The 19871-nt window shown below is 53.4% G+C and carries 18 protein-coding genes and 1 pseudogene; 10 read left to right on the top strand and 9 right to left on the bottom strand.

What is annotated here, in order from left to right; all coding sequences use genetic code 11:
- Positions 1-70 precede the first annotated feature (70 nt).
- Together MFFC18_RS25165 and MFFC18_RS25390 are read left to right on the top strand one after the other, a co-directional pair.
- Positions 71-970, top strand: a pseudogene (locus MFFC18_RS25165) (alpha/beta hydrolase); the annotation flags it as partial.
- Positions 971-1027: 57 nt separating this feature from the next.
- On the top strand, positions 1028-1633 hold the full coding sequence (locus tag MFFC18_RS25390) for a GDSL-type esterase/lipase family protein (protein WP_315852553.1): 606 nt from the start codon (positions 1028-1030) through the stop codon (positions 1631-1633).
- A 47-nt stretch (positions 1634-1680) separates the two neighbouring features.
- Here the strand turns inward: MFFC18_RS25390 and MFFC18_RS00985 are convergent, their stop codons facing one another.
- Positions 1681-2181: a DUF1569 domain-containing protein gene (locus MFFC18_RS00985; protein WP_075082616.1), complete on the bottom strand. Its 501-nt coding sequence runs from the start codon at positions 2179-2181 to the stop codon at positions 1681-1683.
- A gap of 273 nt (positions 2182-2454) precedes the next feature.
- On the opposite strand from MFFC18_RS00985, the gene MFFC18_RS00980 reads away from it, so the two are divergent.
- Positions 2455-3150 (top strand): NIPSNAP family protein, encoded by a 696-nt coding sequence (locus tag MFFC18_RS00980; protein WP_075082617.1) that lies wholly within the window; start codon positions 2455-2457, stop codon positions 3148-3150.
- 57 nt (positions 3151-3207) lie between these two features.
- On the opposite strand, the gene MFFC18_RS00975 is transcribed toward MFFC18_RS00980, so the two are convergent.
- From MFFC18_RS00975 to pepT, 5 genes are all read right to left on the bottom strand, one after another.
- On the bottom strand, positions 3208-4179 hold the full coding sequence (locus MFFC18_RS00975) for a hypothetical protein (protein ID WP_148618577.1): 972 nt from the start codon (positions 4177-4179) through the stop codon (positions 3208-3210).
- Between the two features lie 131 nt (positions 4180-4310).
- Complete coding sequence (locus tag MFFC18_RS00970; protein WP_075082619.1) at positions 4311-4805, bottom strand: hypothetical protein; 495 nt, start codon at positions 4803-4805, stop codon at positions 4311-4313.
- Between the two features lie 9 nt (positions 4806-4814).
- The gene (locus MFFC18_RS00965) at positions 4815-5237 is read right to left on the bottom strand and encodes an acyl-CoA thioesterase (protein ID WP_075082620.1); all 423 of its coding nucleotides are present in this window, start codon (positions 5235-5237) and stop codon (positions 4815-4817) included.
- Between the two features lie 2 nt (positions 5238-5239).
- Positions 5240-6046, bottom strand: coding sequence for a glutathione peroxidase (locus tag MFFC18_RS00960; protein WP_075082621.1), 807 nt, complete (start codon positions 6044-6046; stop codon positions 5240-5242).
- A gap of 94 nt (positions 6047-6140) precedes the next feature.
- Complete coding sequence (gene pepT / locus MFFC18_RS00955) at positions 6141-7379, bottom strand: peptidase T (protein ID WP_075082693.1); 1239 nt, start codon at positions 7377-7379, stop codon at positions 6141-6143.
- Positions 7380-7447: 68 nt separating this feature from the next.
- Between pepT and MFFC18_RS00950 the strand changes: the two genes are divergently transcribed.
- The 3 genes from MFFC18_RS00950 to MFFC18_RS00940 are packed head-to-tail and all read left to right on the top strand — an operon-like array spanning position 7448 to position 12688.
- Positions 7448-8881: a glycosyltransferase family 87 protein gene (locus MFFC18_RS00950; protein WP_084416833.1), complete on the top strand. Its 1434-nt coding sequence runs from the start codon at positions 7448-7450 to the stop codon at positions 8879-8881.
- A 39-nt stretch (positions 8882-8920) separates the two neighbouring features.
- Positions 8921-11755 (top strand): hypothetical protein, encoded by a 2835-nt coding sequence (locus tag MFFC18_RS00945; protein WP_075082623.1) that lies wholly within the window; start codon positions 8921-8923, stop codon positions 11753-11755.
- Between the two features lie 6 nt (positions 11756-11761).
- Positions 11762-12688 carry an ABC transporter ATP-binding protein gene (locus MFFC18_RS00940; RefSeq protein WP_075082624.1) on the top strand — a complete coding sequence of 309 codons (927 nt, stop codon included), beginning with the start codon at positions 11762-11764 and terminating at the stop codon, positions 12686-12688.
- A 61-nt stretch (positions 12689-12749) separates the two neighbouring features.
- Here MFFC18_RS00940 and MFFC18_RS00935 read toward each other — a convergent pair whose 3' ends face one another.
- Entirely contained in the window at positions 12750-13286 is a 537-nt protein-coding gene (locus MFFC18_RS00935) for a hypothetical protein (protein WP_075082625.1), read from the bottom strand.
- A gap of 207 nt (positions 13287-13493) precedes the next feature.
- Positions 13494-14648: a methyltransferase domain-containing protein gene (locus tag MFFC18_RS00930; RefSeq protein ID WP_075082626.1), complete on the bottom strand. Its 1155-nt coding sequence runs from the start codon at positions 14646-14648 to the stop codon at positions 13494-13496.
- Between the two features lie 170 nt (positions 14649-14818).
- Here MFFC18_RS00930 and MFFC18_RS00925 point away from each other — a divergent pair, with 170 nt between their 5' ends.
- From MFFC18_RS00925 to MFFC18_RS00915, 3 genes are all read left to right on the top strand, one after another.
- Complete coding sequence (locus tag MFFC18_RS00925; RefSeq protein ID WP_075082627.1) at positions 14819-16084, top strand: PQQ-like beta-propeller repeat protein; 1266 nt, start codon at positions 14819-14821, stop codon at positions 16082-16084.
- A gap of 17 nt (positions 16085-16101) precedes the next feature.
- Complete coding sequence (locus tag MFFC18_RS00920; RefSeq protein WP_075082628.1) at positions 16102-16569, top strand: GNAT family N-acetyltransferase; 468 nt, start codon at positions 16102-16104, stop codon at positions 16567-16569.
- An 89-nt stretch (positions 16570-16658) separates the two neighbouring features.
- On the top strand, positions 16659-17762 hold the full coding sequence (locus MFFC18_RS00915; protein WP_075082629.1) for a phosphatidylglycerol lysyltransferase domain-containing protein: 1104 nt from the start codon (positions 16659-16661) through the stop codon (positions 17760-17762).
- Between the two features lie 205 nt (positions 17763-17967).
- On the opposite strand, the gene MFFC18_RS00910 is transcribed toward MFFC18_RS00915, so the two are convergent.
- Complete coding sequence (locus MFFC18_RS00910; protein WP_202907497.1) at positions 17968-18669, bottom strand: tellurite resistance TerB family protein; 702 nt, start codon at positions 18667-18669, stop codon at positions 17968-17970.
- A 244-nt stretch (positions 18670-18913) separates the two neighbouring features.
- Here MFFC18_RS00910 and MFFC18_RS00905 point away from each other — a divergent pair, with 244 nt between their 5' ends.
- Entirely contained in the window at positions 18914-19774 is an 861-nt protein-coding gene (locus tag MFFC18_RS00905) for an inositol monophosphatase family protein (RefSeq protein WP_075082630.1), read from the top strand.
- Positions 19775-19871: the final 97 nt, after the last annotated feature.

Genomic DNA, 19871 nt, shown 5'->3' with positions numbered 1-19871 from the left:
GGCTCGCAAAGCAACTGATTTCAATCCTGATATAATACCGGTCGACCGTCAGCCAGTTACCCCATTGAACATGGAAACAACAGTGAAACATATCCTTGTCATTTTTGTCGCGTTGCTTTTTGGCGCGACTGCTTTCGCCCAGCAAGATCAAAAGTACGCTCTCGGCCCGGACTCGCAAGTTCAGAATGTGCCTCAGGGCGAGATCACTCAAGGAGAGATCCTTGAGAGCAAAACTTTTCCGGGAACGAAGCGGCGATATTCGATCTACGTCCCGAAGCAGTACGATCCGAAAAAGCCAGCCGCGTTGATGGTCTTTCAGGACGGACATGCTTACGAGAGCCGTGATGGTTCTTACCGGGCACCAGTCGTGATGGATAACCTGATCGCCCACGGAGAAATGCCGGTCACGATCGGCGTCTTTGTCGATCCCGGGCACAAGAAAGATCAGCTGCCTGAACAACGTGGCTGGCGCCCGCGACCTGAGAACCGTTCGTTTGAATATGACACGCTCAGCGCGGACTATGCAACGTTCCTGTTGGACGAAGTTCTGCCACCGATTCTGGAAAAGTACAACATTGACCCGAACCCGGATCGCTGGGCGATTTGCGGAGCCAGCAGCGGAGGCATCTGTGCGTTCACCGTCGCGTGGGAGCGGCCCGACAAGTTCCGCAAGGTCCTGAGCCACATCGGCAGCTTCACGAACATCCGCCACGGCGACACCTATCCGGGCATCATTCGCAAAACGGAAAAGAAACCAATTCGCGTGTTCCTGCAGGACGGCAGCGGCGACCTGGACAACGAGCACGGAAACTGGCCGCTGGCGAACCAGCAGATGGCCAAAGCGCTGGCGTACAAGGGCTACGATTACAAGTTCGTTTACGGCACCGAGGGTCACAACGGAAAACACGGCGGCGCGATTCTGCCGGAGTCGATGCGGTGGCTGTGGCGTGGCGACAAAGATGTAAAACCGACTCCGAAATCAATCACTCCGGAAACCCAAACTGCCGAATGGGCAGTGAAATGGTGGATGCCTCGTCATAAAGAAAAACTGGCTGCGAGGAAAGAAATGGAAAAAGTTGACTTGCTCTTCGTCGGCGACTCCATCACACACGGCTGGGAACAGGCTGGTAAAAAAGTCTTCGATCAGTTCTACGCCGACCGCAACGTCCTGAACATTGGCTTCAGTGGCGATCGTACGGAACATGTTTTGTGGCGATTCGAAAACGGGGCCATCGACGACATCGACCCAAAGCTGGCGGTTGTGATGATCGGCACCAACAACACCGGTCACCGCATGGATCCTGCTGACGAGACGGCGCTGGGCATTGAGCACATTCTCAATGGGCTAAAAAGTCGGCTGCCGAACACGAAAATTTTGCTGCTGGCCGTATTCCCTCGCGATGCCGACACGAAAGGCAAGCACCGCGTTCGCAATGATGAGATCAATGCGTTGATCAGCGACTTTGCTGACGGCGAACAGGTTTTCTTTCTGGATATTGGCGACAAATTCCTGGACGAAAATGGAAACTTGCCAAAGTCGATCATGCCCGACCTGCTGCATCCGAACGAGAAAGGCTACGAAGCTTGGGCATTGGCAATGGAGCCGATAATCAAGAAGCTGATGGGCGAGTAGTGAGGTTTCCGATGGCCGGGTGGTTTGCCCGGCCTGTTTGGAAATCTTTAGCCAACCTGTTCGTGGGTTTTGGGTTCAAGGAACCCCAAGTGGTGTTCGCAGTGTCGCAATGTGACGGTATGCCATGTCTCGTTGTCCATCACGCCGAACAATGGTGATGGATACAGCTCGGCGGTGTGGTTCTTCATTCGTTCGATGATCGCAGCGAGTTGCTGTACTCCTTCTGCGTCGCTAAGAGCATCGGGTTGCGCGACGGTATCTGGCGCGGTCGGAGTGCCGGGCTTGAATCCGTCATTGAGAATTCCCTGTTTCATTTTCTCAATCATGCCAAACATTTTCATGGCTCCGAAAATGGTTCGAACGAACCACGGCGGCTTTGGAAAGCCATCCATGGGATACCGTATCCACTCGATCAGATGAAAGCAGGTTTGGCCCAGGTTCCAGTTGCCATTGGATTGATAGCCCGAATCCAAAAGTCGTTGGGCTTCTGCAATTACATCGTCGACCGTCTGAAATTTCAGGTCCCGGCGTTTCGTTTTCTCGGCCATTGCAAATCACTTTTGGAATTCTGGTGCAGGGAAATGGTGCCAATTGATGAGCTAGAGTTTACGGGATCAAAGCGCTCGCTGCACGTATGACAAACCGTCTCTAAGCTGAATGCTTTCGACTTCGTAACGTGATGAACAGTTCGTAGTTTCTGCACTGCATTCATTCTTTTTCAATGGCAGATTTTGCTCGGCTCTGCTTCAATAAGAGCATCCAAACTTTCAATCGCAGCAGTCGCGTTTGGAACACAATTGCCAGCTTACAACCGAGTCAACATGTCCGAATTTTATGAAATCCGAATCTATCGTGTCTTCGACTTTGAAAAGCAGAATATGCTTGAGGCATGGATGCGTGACGCGTTGTTGCCAGCGCTTGGGCGGTTGGGAATCAAGAACGTCGGCGTGTTCCGCAATCAAGGCGACCCGAACGACCATTCACAGTTCATGGTGATTCCGTTCGAATCGCTGGAACAGTTTGCGGAGTTGAACGTCAAACTTGCGGCGGACAAAAAATTTACGGATGCTTCCCAGGGCTGGTTTGCTCAGGACATGAAGGATCCGGTTTACAACCGAGTTGACTCGTGGGTAACGCAAGCTTTCGACAGCATTCCAAAAATGGAAATCCCGTCTTTCACAGACAATCCCGATCGGATTTATGAGCTGCGGCTTTACGAGAGCCACAACATGGATTCGGCCAAACGAAAAGTCAAAATGTTTGACGATGGCGAAACGCAATTGATGCGAGACACCAAACTGGGCCCCGTTTTCTTCGGGCGAACATTGGCCGGTCCAGACAGTCCGAATCTGATCTATCTGCTTGGTGCCGAAAGCGAAGCCGCTCACAAGGAACATTGGAAGGCGTTCATTTCCAGCGATCGCTGGGCTGCGATCAAGGATTTGCCGGAATACAAAGATACGGTTTCAAAGATTCAAAAATGGAATTTGACGCCGACTGATTTTTCCGAGCTGTAGTCAAATAGTTCAGTCTGTCCCCGGGCTGAGGACGCGCACGACCAGTCTGGGACAGACTTACCTACCTCCTGCTTTCCGCACCGACTTTCCCTGCTCTTGCAGCAACACTTGTTCGTGTGGATCGGCCGTCAACTCGATTGCACGTTTTCGCGCCAGATTTGCAATTACGGGAAACTGCGACTGATAGTTTGCAACGATCTTGAGCAACGTCAAAACTCGCTCCGGAGCAGAAGCCTGCTGATCCTGGTCGGTCGCCCACCAAAACATCGTCGCGACGCGAATCCCACCTTCGGTATCCGCAACCAGCCTGGACAATGGCATCCGCGACATGTCACTACCGAGAACTCGCTGCCAACGACGGAGCTCGGGAACGCTCGCCATGGCAGGACTCCAGGCCGTCATTCGTTGCCGCCGCGACGCGTGCACAGCCAGCGATGAAAAGTAAACTGCCAATCCGGGCCAGCGTTGTGCCAACTGATCCAGATCCAGACAAGACTCCAATCGGTCCAACTCCGCTGTGGCTGCCTCGGCCGAAGACCAAACGGGAAGATAGCCGTCACAAACTCGGACCTCCAGTTCGCCTTTTGAAAACGCGAGTTCAGAAAAAGACTCGAGAAACGCCGCAGAGCATTCTTCCTGCCGCAACAACGCTCTGATCATTGGCTCGACCGCTTTTTCGGTTTCGCCGCGACCGATGTACCCCAGCATCATGGCTCGGCAAACCAGAAAGTTCGCTTCATCTCCCGCGAACTGCCTTTCGATATTTACGTCGTCTTCCCCGTTTTCGTACCAGCGGCTGGCAATCTCAAACGCGCCGCTAAAGCTTTTCTGCTGCAAGCGATGCTTTAAGCGAAACAGCGGCAATCCAAACTGACTGATCCGTCGGTCAACTTCGTCCTGCCAGGCGGGATCGACCTGAGCCTGCAACACCTTGTCCCAGCCAAGTTTCTGGCCGCTGGAAAGCTCAAGGAATTCATCATTCACAGCCGTCACCGAGACGCCCCGAATCCGGTCGAGGTCACGCAGCACAATTTCTTGGCCGCTTAACGAAAACGAAAATAACACAAACGCCAAAAGTGCAACAATCGCGCGGGGCACAAGCCTACGGACCGATGGCGGCGGAGCAAGAAAACTTGGCAGAACGTGGCCACGAGATAGCATTAGTGATCCAGTTTTGTCGCGAAATCGATCAGCGTTTTAACCTCATCGCCGGCGCCTTCGTCGCAAAGTTGTTTGGAAACAGCATACCCGGATTTTGAGAATGAAAAATCCCGTCCGAGATGATGGACCACCAAACCGTTGCGGCAGAGTTCGGCAAACCCATCCAGGAACGCCACGGTTTGTTCAGGATCTTCACGTTGCAGAAACAAAACGTGAGAATCCGGTTCGGTTTCAATGCAAATCGCGAGAAATCGCTCAACCGAATCATAGTCGTCCTTGTGAGCTCGAACGTCGACGACGCCACGTGCACCACCGCAAACCAGAATCGCTTTGGCTTCATTGGAAAGAATGTCTGGATTGATGGCAGATTCGAGAGGCGTGATAATAGAGCGGCGGCATAGTTCCGCGAACGCAGAAATCGTCGCGGCACCAAATTCAAGTTCCTGCCATGGAGTCTGTCCAGCCTGGTCACCGCTAAGGTTTCTGGGAATCATGGCTGGTCGTCACTCGAAAGGGTCAAACTTCAGGAACGTTTCCCGGATATCGCCGTCGATCGGCACGGGATGCTGTTTCTGATAGTTGAACAGGACGATGACCGATTTTCCAGTCGCAGCGATCGCATTCTGTGATTCGCTGAAGACGACATGTTCGAGCGTCACGCTGGAGAGGCCCATTTTCTGGATCTTCGCGGCGACCCGGATCGTATCGGGATAGCGAATCTGTTTTTTGTAGTCGCAGGTTACCGAAGCGAGAATCGGTCCCAAACCGCGAGGCTGCATCAACTCGTGCAGACCGGACTTGTACCAGTATTCAACTCGCGAGGTTTCGTACCAGCGAAAGTAAACCGTGTTGTTGACGTGACCGAAGAGATCCTGATCGCCCCACTGAACAGGCTGGGTGGCGACAGCCGGGTATCCGTCGAGCATAGCTATGACTTTTCGTCCTGTTTGGCCTGTTTGGAAGCTTCGCTGGCTTTGCTTTTGTCCGGCACTTCCTTCTTTGCGTCTGATTTCTTTGGCTCAGCCTTCTTTTCAGGATCGGCTTTTTTGGGTTCGTCCTTCTTCCCGTCTTCGATTCCCAGAGCCGACTTTACTTTCGAAACGATCGCCGGGTCGTCAGGTGAAACGTTAGACCGGAATCGGGCAAACGGCTTGCCGTCTCTATCGATCAAAAACTTCTCAAAGTTCCAATAGATATCGCCTTTGCCAGCCGGCTTCAAATCCAGCTGGGTCAGCCGCTTGAAAAGCTCTGCCTGATTCTCACCTTTGACATCGACCTTGGCGAACAAGTCGAATTTGATTCCGAACCTCTTCTTGCAAAAGTTATCGATTGCGGTTTCTTCTGCCGGTTCCTGCTTGCCAAACTGATTGCAGGGGAACGCGACGACCTCGAGACCCTTTTCGTGGAACTCGTCATGCAAAGCCTGCAGCGGTTTGTACTGACCGGTGAAACCACACTTGCTCGCGACGTTGACGATCAGGACAACTTTGCCTTCGTACTTCTTGAAATTTACTTTCTCTTTGCAAATATTCTCCATCTCAACGTCCAGCAGAACGTTGTTAACATTCCTGGCCAGCGCCGTCGCCGGTTTGTCAGAATTCTTTTTCTCCAGTTTCTGCGTCTGAACCGTTTTTGATTTGTCAGGATCCTTTTCCTGCGATTGCGCAGACGCATCCTGATCAACCGACGCCAAGGCCGCAAGCAGGATCAAAAGGATGAGAGGTCGGGAATTCATCAGCGAGGGTTTAGAAAGGGCTGGAAACGAATGATGCGAGTTACTATTAATTTTAACCAGAAGACGGGCACGATGTTTCGCGAGCAAAACCTGATTATGCTGGTTCCTGGCTCCATCGGCGAACAATTTCCGCCCCAATCTCGCAAGCCGCCATCATTTCGTCCAAACAGGCCCATTCCAGGGGCGAATGCAAGTTGTGCTGACCGGACGACAAGTTTGGTGTCGGCAAGCCCAGCTCGGTCAATCTGGAACCATCCGTCCCGCCACGGATCGCATCCAGCTTGCACGTTCGACCCAGCTTTTCATGAGCCTCGACGGCGAATTTGACGGCCCGAGGTTCGTCTGCCAACCCGTCACCCAGATTTCGATACTGGTTGCGAATATGGAGTTTGATTTTGGCTCCCGGGAACGCGGCCTCCATCGCTGTCGCATTCTGGTGCAGCAACTCCGCGTACTGCTCCAATCGCGGCGTATCGAAATCGCGTAGCAAAATATTCAGAGTCACCTTGTCGACACCTCCTTTGATCACATACGGGTGCAGGAAACCCTCTCGATCTGAGGTACGTTCCGGCGACAATCCTGCCGGCAGTTCTTCGAGAAATCGGGCGGCCACCCGGATCGCATTGACCATCCGGTCTTTGGCCATCGCCGGATGGATATTGACACCTCTGATCGTGACCGTCGCCATGTCCGCGGAAAAGGTCTCGTTGTCGACAACGTTCTCTCCGCCACCATCAAAGTTGTAGCAAACCGTTGCATTTACTTTATCAATACTGACGTGGTCGACACCGCGTCCGATCTCTTCGTCGCAAGTGAAAAGAACGCGAACCGGTCCATGGGGAAAGTCCGGGTTCTCGATCAGCATATTGGCCAGCTCCATAATGATCGCCACGCCAGCCTTGTCGTCTCCGCCGAGCAGCGTCGTGCCGTCCGTCGTGATGATGGTCTTGCCCTTGCACAGTGGCAACTCGGGACACTCGGCAGCCGTGATGACTTTGGACGAATCGCCTGGCAGCGTGATGTCCTGGCCGTCGAAGTTTTCGATCACCTGGGCTTTCACGTTTTTTCCGCTGGTCTCAGGAGAAGTATCGACATGCGAATTGAATGCCACGACCGGTGCATCCACATTGCCAGGCACGGTCCCCATGACAATCCCCTTGCCGTTCTGGTGAGCGTCTTCGATTCCCATCTCCTTCATTTGCTGAACCAGCAATTTCCCTATTTCAAGTTGCCCGGGGCTGCTGGGATAGAAATCCGTGTTCTCGTTCGCAGTGGTGTCGATGGCAACGTATTGTAGAAATCGATCGAGTAGCCGTTGGCGGTTGACGTTCATTGGGGCTTTATTTTCAAAGTTTGGACGGAAGCGAGAACCCAGTTTGCGTTCTCTTTTGGATTCTTCCAATGCCAGATACAATTTGCCCGGCAACGATGGCGCTGGGCGCGTCAACCTATTTTAACTGGCATGGAATGTCTGAACCAACTGGCGTAGATCAAACTTCCGATCGGTTCGCCGATCTCTGGATGTCGCTCCGCAGCGTCGGCGCGATCAGGGCTCTGGTGGTTCTGGCGATCCTCTTCAACTGCTATTCAGCGTTTTCCTATCTGTCACACCGACACGATCAGCAGGATTTCGCTCACTACTATGTATCGAGCAAACTGTGGCTGGAAGGAAAAGACGTCTACGGCGTTGAACTTACGCCGCTGTACGAGCAGTTAGGCTGGAATGATCTCAAGGAGCCCGTTTTCGGCGCCACCAACCCTCCGCCGTTGCTGGTGCTGTTTGCGCCGTTCGCCGTCCTCAATCCTCAAGTCGCCCACGTGGCCTGGATGCTTGCTCAGATCCTTGCCTTCGTGTTCGCAACGTGGCTCGCGTGGAAGTGCGTTCGGGATGAGGCCGAAGCGGGCGGATTCCTGTTCGTTCTGGCAATTTTCCTGTTCCTGCCGTTTCTCAAAAGTCATTTCTACTACTCGCAAGTTCAGCTGATCCTGATGGCGATGGTGTTGTTCGCATACCAGCTGTTGCCGGAAAGCGGGACTGGTCAGAGCCTCATTGGGCGGAGCGGTATTGAGACGAACAACCTGGCGAAGGGTAGTGCTGCGAGGTTCAAGGCACGCTTCGGCGGAGCCCTGTCTTGCGCGATCGTTTCACTGGCCGCGCTAATCAAAATTTACCCCCTGGTGCTGCTTCCGTGGTTCGTCTGGAGAAGCGATTCCGCGGTGCGGGGTCGAATCACCTCCGGGCTGACTTCGGTCATGGTCCTGGCGATTGGCGTGTGGCTGACTGACGTCGCGCTTTGGCAGAGCTTTGCCGAACACGGTTTGCGGATCGTATCGGCGTGGGTCAGAGCGGCTCATGACTGCTACACGTTCGCCAACGCGGCTCATCAGCTGGGAACCACCATTTCAGGCGACGCGGACAGCAATCTCTACGTGCGAATCGGTTCGCTGGTCGGAGCGCTGGTTCTGGCAGCGTTTTACTTGCGACTGATTTTCAGCCCTGCGGTTCCCGGCAGAAAAAATTTGTTGGCGGAGTTTTCGCTGCTGATTTTGCTGATGTTGTTTTGCGGCGGGACGTGCTGGTGGCACTACCTTGTGTTCCTGCTGCTGCCCATGCAGGTGATTGCCAGCCGAATGCGGGATCATCTAACACTAACGGCTTTGATTGTTGCCTGTGTGGTGATCTTTCTTTTGGCGAACCTCAAGCTTCCGACGGCGAATTTGGAAATCCTGAAACCGGTGCTTAACCAGCGGCCGCTGATTGCGATGCTGGTGATGGCTGTGTTTCTTGCGTTTAACCTCAAATCAAGCCGCCACGCGGTGGTCGCAGAACGTTAGAATGAGGGCTGAAACTTTTCCTCGTGCTTTGAATCGACCATGAAGCAGTTCCATCGTGCCGCCGTAGCAACCAGACGTCTGTTGATTTTTGCGTTGATGTCATCGTTATTGCTGACGACCGGTTGCAAAGGATGTTTCGAAGACACAGCCGAAAAACCGGAAGAAGAAAAGAAGGCGAAAGAGAACTTCGAGTCCCAGACGCCGGTCACGTTGCCTGGCTATTATCCGATCGACCCGGAAGAGAAGAAGAAGCTTGAAGAGGAAGCCGAAGACGACGACAAAAAGCGAGCCATGCTCTCACGGATCGACCCCGCGGTTCGATTCAACCGAACGAAATTGGGGCACTGGGTCAGCATCGACTTTCTGGCAATCGCTAACAACTTCAACGCCGACGGCTATCTGGAAACGACCAGCTATTTCCAAAACCGTCCGCATCTGATCGAAGGCACCGACTATTACGTTCAGACTTCGCGACCTGTGAATCTGGTCAAAGGCGACTGGAAGAAACTGGAAACCAGCGTTTATCTTCCGCGAAAGAAAAGCAGCTCGAAAACCGGAACGATCAGCTATCTGCTCAACAACGGAGGCAGCCTTCCGGCCATCAACATGGCTTATCCTCACAACCTGCTGGAGGATTATCAGTTCCACGTCGTACTGCTGTCGAACCGTTCTGATTCGCTGAAGTATCTTTCGTTTCTGGATTGCGTGACGCTGCCGGCAGGCACAGGATCGATGGGCGAACAACCCGTGTTCTATTCGGTCGTACCGACGACCAAAGACAACCCAATTCCACTGCCGGGCCAATCGCTGAACTGGACGACGATCGCGTATCTAATCTGGGATGACCTGGATCCGGATGATCTTTCCAGACAGCAACAACAGGCTCTCGTGGACTGGTTGCATTTTGGTGGACAAATCATTTTCAGCGGGCCGGACTGCCTGGACCGTCTACAGTCCAGCTTTCTCGCCGACTATTTGCCAGGCCAGTTTGAAGAGTCGATCGTGCTCAACAAGGCCGATGTCGAAGAGCTAAATACCAATTGGTCGATCGTGTCGGCCAAGAACGAAGCCGAGAAACTCGACTTGGCCATTCGGGACAACTCGCCGCTCCCGGCGATCCGGTTCAAGCCGCATGTTGATGCAAGCTTCATCGAAGGTTCCAGCGGACTGGCGTTGGAGCGCCGAATTGGAAGAGGCCGTGTCGTGGCGACGGCTTTTTCGATCAACAATCGCCAAATCAAATCGTGGAGAAGTTTGTCCAGCTTCATCCACAATGCGTTGCTTCGAAAACCGCATCGAAAGTTCGCGAGATCAAGCCAACTGGCGTCCCTTACTTTCAAATATGCGGACGACCGCACGTCGATCTACGATCCGCTGGCCGGTTCCACGCTGCGATTTCTCAGCCGTGATCTGGCCACAAACGAGATTGCCGCGGACAAGTCACACGACGAAAACTATGCAGTAGACTACGCCAATCTGTCGTCGGCAGATCAGGCTCTGCGTGAAGGCTTGGGCGCGTACGGCGGTCGATCCGAGTACATTTTGTCGGGGTCGGGACTTTCGCGGAACAAGGATGATTTTTTTCATTACGGCGGCTTTCAGTCGTTTCGCCAATCTGGGGTCGCGGGCTGGAACGACGACAGCGGAATCGCTTCGGCGGCCCGGGAAACGCTCAAGAAGGCTGCCAGAATCACTCCGCCTTCCGCCAGCTTTGTGATGAAGATGCTGGGGCTGTATTTGCTGGTGCTGGTTCCGATCAACTGGCTAGTGTTTCGCTTGATCGGCAAAGTCGAATGGGCCTGGATTGCGGCGCCGATTATTGCACTCGTCGGCGCGTTCATGGTCGTCCGCTATGCGTCGCTGGACATTGGATTCGTTCGCAGCGTTACGCACGTCGGCGTTTTGGAGTTGCACGGCGATTTTGAACGGGGCCATTTGACAGACTATTCGGCTCTCTACACGTCGCTTTCCACTCGCTACAGCGTTGAACTGGACAACCTGTCGGGACAGTCGATTCCTTTCGCCAATGTCGCCACAGATGACTTTTCGCCAGACGAACAAAGTAGAAAAGTTGAACTGAACCGAACGACAACGACTGACTTGAACAATTTCCTGATCCGCTCCAATTCGACGGGACTGCTGCACACCGAGTTGATGCTGGATGTTGGCGGATCGTTTCGATTGACTGGCGATGAAAGTCTCTTCGAAGTCGAGAATCAGTCGACGGTCAGCCTTCAGGACGCGGGCGTGCTCAGACGCAACCGTGATGGCGATCTTGAATTCGCCTGGATCGGTGATTTCGAAGCCGGCAGTGACGCGACGCTGGACTTCAAGCCGCTCGAAGGTTCCGTCTATTCTGGCTGGAGCAAGGTGGAAGCCTTGGCGGGAAATTCAAAATTTGCAGAAGCGATCTGGGAAGGCCAGGGGCTTGAGTCCGACAGCTTGCTGACGATCGACGAATTGGCTTCGATCGACGAACTGGCTGCAGGCTGGCCGGAACTGTCCCAGATTCTTCGGGACAAAATAAAAGCCCGGTCTATGGAGGCGGTTAGCAAGTCCATGCTCGCTTCGGCCCTGTCGGAAGTCCGGGGTTCGAATGTTTCACTGGCTGGAGTTTTCGATTGCGTGGCGTCGAATCTGCGAATCGGGCCCGGTGAAGTTCGCCTGATCGCTCACACCGATCAGAAACTCGATCAGTCAAAGTACAAACCTGCGGCGACTCAGGCCAATTACAACCTGTTGGTTCTGGTGCATCTGCGTCACGCCGATTTGCCAAAATGCAAACCCGACAAAAACGCCATCAGCGACTTCGTCCGCGGACGTTCCAACATCGACCAACAGGCTGAAGAAGAATTTTTAGAGATGGATCAGTAAAAACGCATGATTGAAATTACCGGATTCGGAAAAGACTACGGCGAATTCACCGCGGTTGAAAACCTTGACCTGAAAATCGAGGAAGGTGAGATGTTTGGCTTTATCGGCCCCAACGGCGCCGGGAAAAGCACGACAATTCGTTTCCTGGCGACATTGCTGCGGGCGTCTCGCGGTGAAGGTTCGGTTAACGGGCACAGCATTACAGATGACCCGATGAATGTTCGGCGCAGCGTGGGTTATATGCCAGACGCCTTCGGTGTTTACGATGGCATGAAGGTTTGGGAGTTTCTGGACTTTTTCGCTGTTGCCTACAAAATCGGGCGGACGCAGCGAAAACAGGTCATTCGCGACGTGCTGGAACTGTTGGATCTGACCTACAAGCGGGATGACTACGTCAATGGATTGTCTCGCGGTATGAAGCAGCGACTTTGCCTGGCCAAGACACTGGTTCACGACCCTCCGGTTCTGATTCTGGACGAACCGGCGAGTGGTTTGGATCCACGGGCTCGCGTGGAAGTCAAAGCGTTGCTCAAGGAACTGCGGCGGATGGGAAAAACGATTCTCATCTCCAGCCACATTTTGACAGAGCTGGCGGATTGTTGTACTTCGATCGGAATTATCGAACGGGGACAGCTTCTGATGCACGGACCGATCGATGATGTGTATCGTCGCATCCAGGGGACGCCAACGGTTGTGGCTCAGTTTGGAAACAATCTGGATAAAGGTCTGTCGATCATCCGCAGCAATCCGGACGTACGCGATGTGCAGATCGATGGAGAAAAAGTCACGATTGAGTTCGCCTCTCCAGAGTCAGAAACTGGCAACTTGCTAAAGTCGCTGGTGGATCAGGGCGTCGAAGTCAAAAATTTTGGCATCAAGGAACCGAATCTCGAAGACGTTTTCATGATGGTTACCAAAGGCTTGGTGAGCTAGTTTCAGCAATTGCGCCGAAACCAAATTCGAGTTCGGCTGCACAGCACAGGCGAAAATACTGTCAGTTCAGCAAGATCGTTTCGTTGTCACCACCGCCGTTTTCCCATTGGCGACGAACTTCTCGCAGTCCGTAGCAGCACAGATCAAACTGATCGCTCAATCGGTGCAGCACGCCACCGGGGACGGCCTCGTCGGTGGAACTTTCGATCGTACTGGCGATGTGATATGACTGTTTGCCGAAATGGCAGTAGTTGAGAAACTGCTCTGACGCAGCGTTTTCGGCTTCGCTTTCCCGAAGGGCTTCCGGGTAGACGCCGGCCCAGAAAAGAGTGAAATCACCGATGTGTTGATGAAGTTCACGGCGTGCGTCACCCAGACGTGCTGATGCTTCTGCCACCATTTCTGGCACACTCAGCAATGGCCGTCCAGAGATTCCGCGAATTCGGTGCACAACGTCGCTACGGACGAAGCGCACCAGCAGGGTGCTGAGATAGTCGATCAAAGTAGGATCAACGATCCCCAATTCTGACTGAAAAGTACTCTCGGCCAGACCGGCAAAATACCGGTGGACCGTTGAGCGTGGATTATCCTCGTTCATGGCGATGCTCCCGGAAGAAAGATCTATTTCAACTTTAGGTCGACATGCCGGATCCGGTCAAGCGAAATTTTGCTGGCAGTTTGGTGATTTTGTGGTGCGATGAGGGGACTGAGGATCGAGTTTGGGGATAAAGGCTGAGTTTTCGATTTTGGAAAGCACTCGGCACTTGGCACTCGGAAGCGCGTTGACAGGCATCAACCTCCCAACTCAACAGCAACCTCCCGAGCTCTCCGGACTACAACAACTCGATGCACCGATTTGGATGGTCGTCGAATATTCCGACCCTTTGGTCTCTCCTGGTTCACGAATGCGAATCGTTGAACAATCAAAAAGTTTAGCGTCCGACGTGACTTCGCTGTGCGGATCAACGAACTCAAACATTTGGCAGTACGGCGGTCGCTTGAGCAACTCGTAGGTCTTTTCGCAAACAGCGTAGCGTTTTCCACGCTCCATCGGATGACCGTCGTCGTTGACTACCGCTTTGAACGGCCCCTTGTAGATCACCGCCTGATTCTTTTCAACGCACGGTCCGTCATCGCCTTTGTAGGCACAAACGGTCATGGAACGAAACTCAATTCCTTCGACAGTTTGCCACGGCTGTTTGTCCAACTTCAGTATCTCCACACCATGGAAGCCGGCGTCTTCGAAGGCCTGTAAAAACGCGTCTTCGCGAAATGCGCCTGAAATGCAACCACTCCAAAGCTCCGGGTCTTGCTGCATTCCGACTGGAACGTCTTCGTCGGAAACAATGTCACTGATCACTGCCCGACCGCCCGTCTTGAGAACGCGATAGATTTCAGAGAACAGTTGCTTTCTGGCATCGTTGCCAACAAGGTTCAGAACGCAATTGGAAACGACGACATCGATCGAATCGGACTCGATCAAAGATTCGGCCTCGCGCAGCTGCTGAGCTTTTTCCTCAAGGGCCAGGAAACCGTTGGCATCCTCAACCGGCTGTTGTTTCAACCAGGTTTCCAGTTTCTCCAGATCCAGTGCCAGATCCTGAATGCGACCCTTGCGAAACTCAACATTCGCATAGCCGATGCGCTCGGCAACGATCGGAGCGTTTCGATTCGCAACTTCCAACATGGGGTCAGTCATATCGACACCGATCACTTTTCCACTTTTGCCGACCACCTGGGAAGCAATAAAACAGATCTTTCCCGTTCCCGAACCAAGATCCAAAACGGTTTCCCCTTCGGATACGTATTTCGAAGGGTCGCCGCAACCATAGTCGCGCTCAATCACTTCGTCAGGAATGATCTCCAGATATCGTTGGTCATAATCGACCGGACAGCACAAAGCGGGTTCTTTTTGTTGGGCGCCAACGGCATATCGTTCCCGGACAGAAGACTCAGACATGTGTTTCTTTCGATCAAATAGTAAATCAGGAAGATTTCGGACAGCGCATTATTTTTGGCAGGACGCGATGGCCAAATCAGTTTGTACGTGGATTCACGGCAATCAAGACAATTGCTCGGCTTTCGGATACGATACAGAACGAATTTCAAAGCTTGAACCAGGCACTACAAATGCGAATTCTATCAACCACTTCAATTCTTGTCCTGACGCTAACATTCCTCTTGTTCGCTGAACCATTGTTGGCTCAGTCGGACAGCGTCAACCAATGGGCGACGTGGCGAGGCGGCAACAACAATGGCGTGGTTGACGACCAGAAAGTTGTCACGCAGTGGAGCGAAAACGACAACGTGCTGTGGTCTGCAGAAATTCCGGGCCGTGGACTTTCGACGCCGATTATTGTCGCCGATCGCATTTTCCTGACGACGTCTGATGTTGGCAACGAAACGCAAAGCGTCCTCTGTTACGATCGAAATGGCGGAAAGCAACTTTGGAGCACCGTAGTCAACCAGGGAAATCTCAATCCACGGATCCATCAAAAGAACACGCATGCTTCGCCGACAGTAGCCTGTGACGGCGAACGTGTTTTCGCATTGTTCAACAACAATGGTCAGAACCAGGTGGCCGCGTTGAACTTCGATGGCAAAGTCCTCTGGAAGCGTCACGTCGCCAAGTTCAAAACTTCGTTCCCCTTTGGATCTGGATCGTCGCCAATTTTGCATGAGGGACTGCTGTTCGTCCCCAACGATACTAACGGCGAGTGTGCGATCCTGTGCATCGATCCAGAAACCGGCAATGAGGTTCGGCGGATCAACCGCGGTGGAAAGTTCTCCAGCTATTCGACTCCCGTAATCGCAGAGGTTGGCGGACGGACTCAGTTGCTGATTAGCGGCGGGAAGAAAGTAAACGGCTACGATCCTGCGACCGGCAAGGAACTTTGGAGTGTTCCGACGAAGTGGCAAGTAAGCTGTGGCACGATGGTTTGGGACGGCGATCTCGCTTTCGCCAGCGGCGGATACCCGGCCCAGCAAACGCTTGCGATCAACACCAAGACTGGCAAACTCGTTTGGGACAAACCGGTCAAATTCTACGAACAATCGATGCTGGTTCACGATGGTCGACTGTATGGCCTGAGTGATCGCGGCGTCGTTTATTGCTGGGATGCGAAGACTGGCAAGGAACATTTCAAGCAGCGATTCGAACAGCCTGTTAGTGCATCGCCCGTGCTGGTCGACGGAAACATTTTCTTCACCTCTGAAAAGGGCAACACGCTGGTCATCAAAGCCGGCACGAATGACTATGTCGAGGTCGCGAAAAACAAGCTTGGCAATTCTTCGTTTGCATCGTTCGCCATTGCCGACAACAAGATCTACGCTCGCGTTGGCGTCGGACGCGGCAGAAACCTGCAAGAGTATCTCTACTGCCTGGGCGAAGAATAAACTGTCCGGACAAGCCAATGATCCGCGTTGTTGAGAACCATCCGGACGACCTTGAATCGGTTCGATGTCTGTTTCGGGAATACCAGGATTTCATCGGCATCTCGCTCTGCTTTCAGTCTTTCGAAGAAGAGCTCGATTCGTTGCCCGGTAGGTATTCGAAGGCGAATGATGGATGCCTTTATCTCGCATCGACTGATGGGGAGCCGTCAGGTTGTGTGGCGTTTTACAGAATCGATGACACGACCTGCGAGCTAAAACGGCTCTTTGTTCGGCCTTCGTTTCAGAAACGAGGGATTGGAAAATCGCTGATGGACCGGGCGATCTGCGACGCGATCGACGTCGGCTATCAGAAGATGGTCCTTGATACGCTCAGAAGGCTCGAAGGCGCCGGAGTGCTTTATCAGCGGCTGGGATTTTCCGAAATCGATCCCTACAACGTGAACCCGCATCCGGATGTCGCGTATTTCTCGAAATCGCTGTCCTGAACGGGGATCTGGGAGTAAATCCGCGTTGGTGAGACGATTCAGATTGCCTAAACTCAGCGTCTCAATCGATCTCTTAACCGGATGATGGCGTGTCCGTTGCCAATACAAAACTGAATCAGACTGCCAAACGAAAACTGAGCCGCGCCGAGCGCAAACAGAAACGCCGCGAAGTCACGCAGAGCCAGTGGGCTCGCGAGCAGGACGATGTCGAAACCGACGTCGCACTCCCGGACAGAGTCACGGCCTTTGAACAGCATGGCGAATTTTCGATGGCATGGTCTACCGTCGTTCAGCCCCTGCTGTCCCATTTCGGAGACGCCGATGGCTACGTCGCGTATCGGACTCGCTGGAACCAGACGATTGCTCTTGGCGATCCCGTTTGCGGCAGCGATCGAATCGAATCTCTGCTGAGCGCGTTCATCCAACAGCATCAACAGCCTTCCTTTATTCAGGTTTCGCCAGCGACCGCGGATGTGCTTGCGAATCACAACTATCGGATCAACGAAATCGGGCTCGACACCTCGATCCACCTGGCCGACTACGACTTCAAAGGAAAGCACAAGGAGTGGCTGCGCTACGCAGACAACTGGACGAAGCGACGCGGGTTTGAAGTCCGCGAATGCAGCTTCTCGGAAGTTCGCGATGTCGACGTGGAGGCCGTTTCTGAGGCCTGGCGAAAAACGCGGACGGTGAAACGAAAAGAGGTGCGTTTTCTGAATCGTCCGATCGTTTTGCAGGACGAACCGAACGTGAGAAAGTTCTTTCTGTTCGATGCCGACGGCAACATTAACGCGTTCGTGTTCCTTGATCCTCTTTTTCGTGATGGAACAATCTGCGGATATGTAACGTCGATCAAACGCCGATTGCCGGACGCGCCAATCTATAGCGAACAGGCAATCATGAAGCGAATTATCGAGACGTTAAAAGCCGAAGGCATCGAACAACTGAAGCTTGGCCTTTCGCCTTGTGCGTCGGTTGACCGCAGCGGGTATCGCGAAAGCGTTTGGATACAAAAGCTGTTTCAATGGGCTTTCAATTCAAAACTGGTCAATCGTCGCGCCTACAACCTTACCGGTCACGCGAGCTACAAAAGTCGTTTTCGCGGGACGGAAGAGAAAGTTTACCTCGCGTCGCCTCCGGGAATTCATCCTCGTAGACTTCCAGCGTTAATCGCGATGTGTGGGATCGCGTAGGAAGAGGTGCGTTGGCAGACTTTCACGAATGCAGCATGCAAGTCTGGGACAGACTTGCCTACATCGGACGATACGAAGCTTGGGACGGCTTGCCTACAACGGGCACGACAAAAGTCTGGAACAGACTTGTCTACATTTGTGACGTCACTAAAAAACCCGGAAGCAAATGCTCCCGGGTTTCAAGATTTATGAATCGGTCCGAAGCCTAGGCGAAGATTCGCGGAGCCTGAACCTGATCGTGAATCTGGTTGCAGACTTCCGGATCAAGGTTCATCGCCTGAGCCAACTGGCCAAGGTATTGTGCTTCCTTCTGCGTATCGAGGTCGATCGACGTCAGAGACAGGAAGTAGACCTGTTGCTCCAATCCGTTTGGAACCTGACGAGCAAAACCAGCAACGTCCAGAGGAGCCGCGAACTCTTCCCGAAGGAATTTGACTTCGGCTTCTGAAACCTCGTCGCCAAGCTTGCTGACGATATTGTCCTGTTCTGTTTGATCGATTCGACCATCTGATTTGGCAGCGTTAACCATTGCTCGGATCAGAACTGTAGCCTGATCGTTGGCAGCTGAACGTTGCTCTTGAGCTACTTCAGGGGCTTTTCCTCCGCCACCAAGAACTGCACCAAGGAGATCGCTGATTCCGCCGCCTGACTGTGCTGTCGCTGCGCCACCACCGCCGCCGCCAAGCAAACCGCCGAGAAGTCCGCTGATTCCGCCACCTCCAGCAGAACGCTGTTGTCCGCCGCCGAGCACGGATCCAAGGACGCTTCCGAGGCCACCGCCGCCAGTTGAGCCTCCACCACCGCCCAGTAGTCCACCTAGAAGTTTGCCGCCGAGGCCTGAAGAGAGCGACTTGTTTCCAAGAAGGCCGCTGAGAAGTTTGATTGCATCCATTGAGTATTCTTTCATCATAAAGGAGGGATCCGACACCCAAAGCGGCATCGACGACGCATGAGTCTAGCGCATTGCCCACTTTCGATCCATAACTGGCCCGTTTTCCTTCAATTGGCCCAGTGAAAACCGGCCTCTCGTTGAACTCGACACCTGGCAGACACTTTTTTGCTTGCACGGTCGCAAAATTAGACGCCACAGCTGACAATGAGAGACCTGTTTTTTGATGCCACCATTCAATTCGCCCAATCCCCGCAATCCAATGACTTCTGACTCAATTCTCACACACGGAAGAGAGATTGATCCGGACCTCGGAATCGCCATCGAAGCCGCGCTCGCAGCCGGAGACGTGATCCGTGAGGGCTCCGGGAAAATGCACGATGTTGAGTTCAAAGGTGTTGGAGACCTGGTCTCTGAAGTCGACACCAATGCCGACGTTGCCATCGCGAAAGTACTGCATCAGCATTCCACGCTGCCCGTGCTTTCAGAGGAATCTTCGCCGACACTTGATGCTGGCGTTTCGGATTTCTGGATCGTCGATCCGCTCGATGCAACCAGCGCGTTTTTGACGCAAGCCGGTCCGCAATATCCGTCGGTTCTGATCAATCGACAGCAGGACGGAATCACGACCAGCAGCGTGGTTTATTTCCCGCTCACCGAAGAATGGTTCTACGCTGCCAAGGGCCGCGGAGCATGGAAAGACGGCAAGCGTTTGATCGTCAGCGATGAACCGATGACGCTGCTGGAGTCGTGGGTAGAGATGAATCAGTACGCGGATAACTCGTTGGAGACCGAATTGTTTTCCAGCATGCGTCAGCGTTTGCGGTCGAAGTATGGAGCCCGCCTGGTGACGACCAACCCACCGCATTCGGGTGTGGCGGTTCGAATCGCGGAATCGAAGTCTTCGTTGTCTGTCGCGATCCACGACAATTCGGCGGATCATGTGAAGCAGGCGGCTTGGGACATCGCGGCGCCGCGATTGGTGCTACAGGAAGCGGGCGGCGTGTTTCTGAACTTCAGTGGAGAAGAGCTGGACCTTTTCATGGCCGAGCCATTCGTCGTCGCCCGGACCGAGTCGCTGGCGCGAGAAGTGATCGAGCTGTTTGAAACTCAGCCAACGTAGCCTGCTGCGGTCTGACGAAAGAATAATCGGCACGCATCCAGCCCGCCATTCCCTGCGTAGCGTCGAGAGATGCAATTGCGATTGTGAGCGTTACTTT

This window comes from Mariniblastus fucicola (assembly GCF_008087665.1).
In the GTDB taxonomy this organism is placed as follows: Bacteria; Planctomycetota; Planctomycetia; order Pirellulales; family Pirellulaceae; genus Mariniblastus; species Mariniblastus fucicola.
The sequence above is the reverse complement of the archived record's forward strand: the minus strand, read 5'-3'. Positions and strand labels throughout refer to the sequence as shown.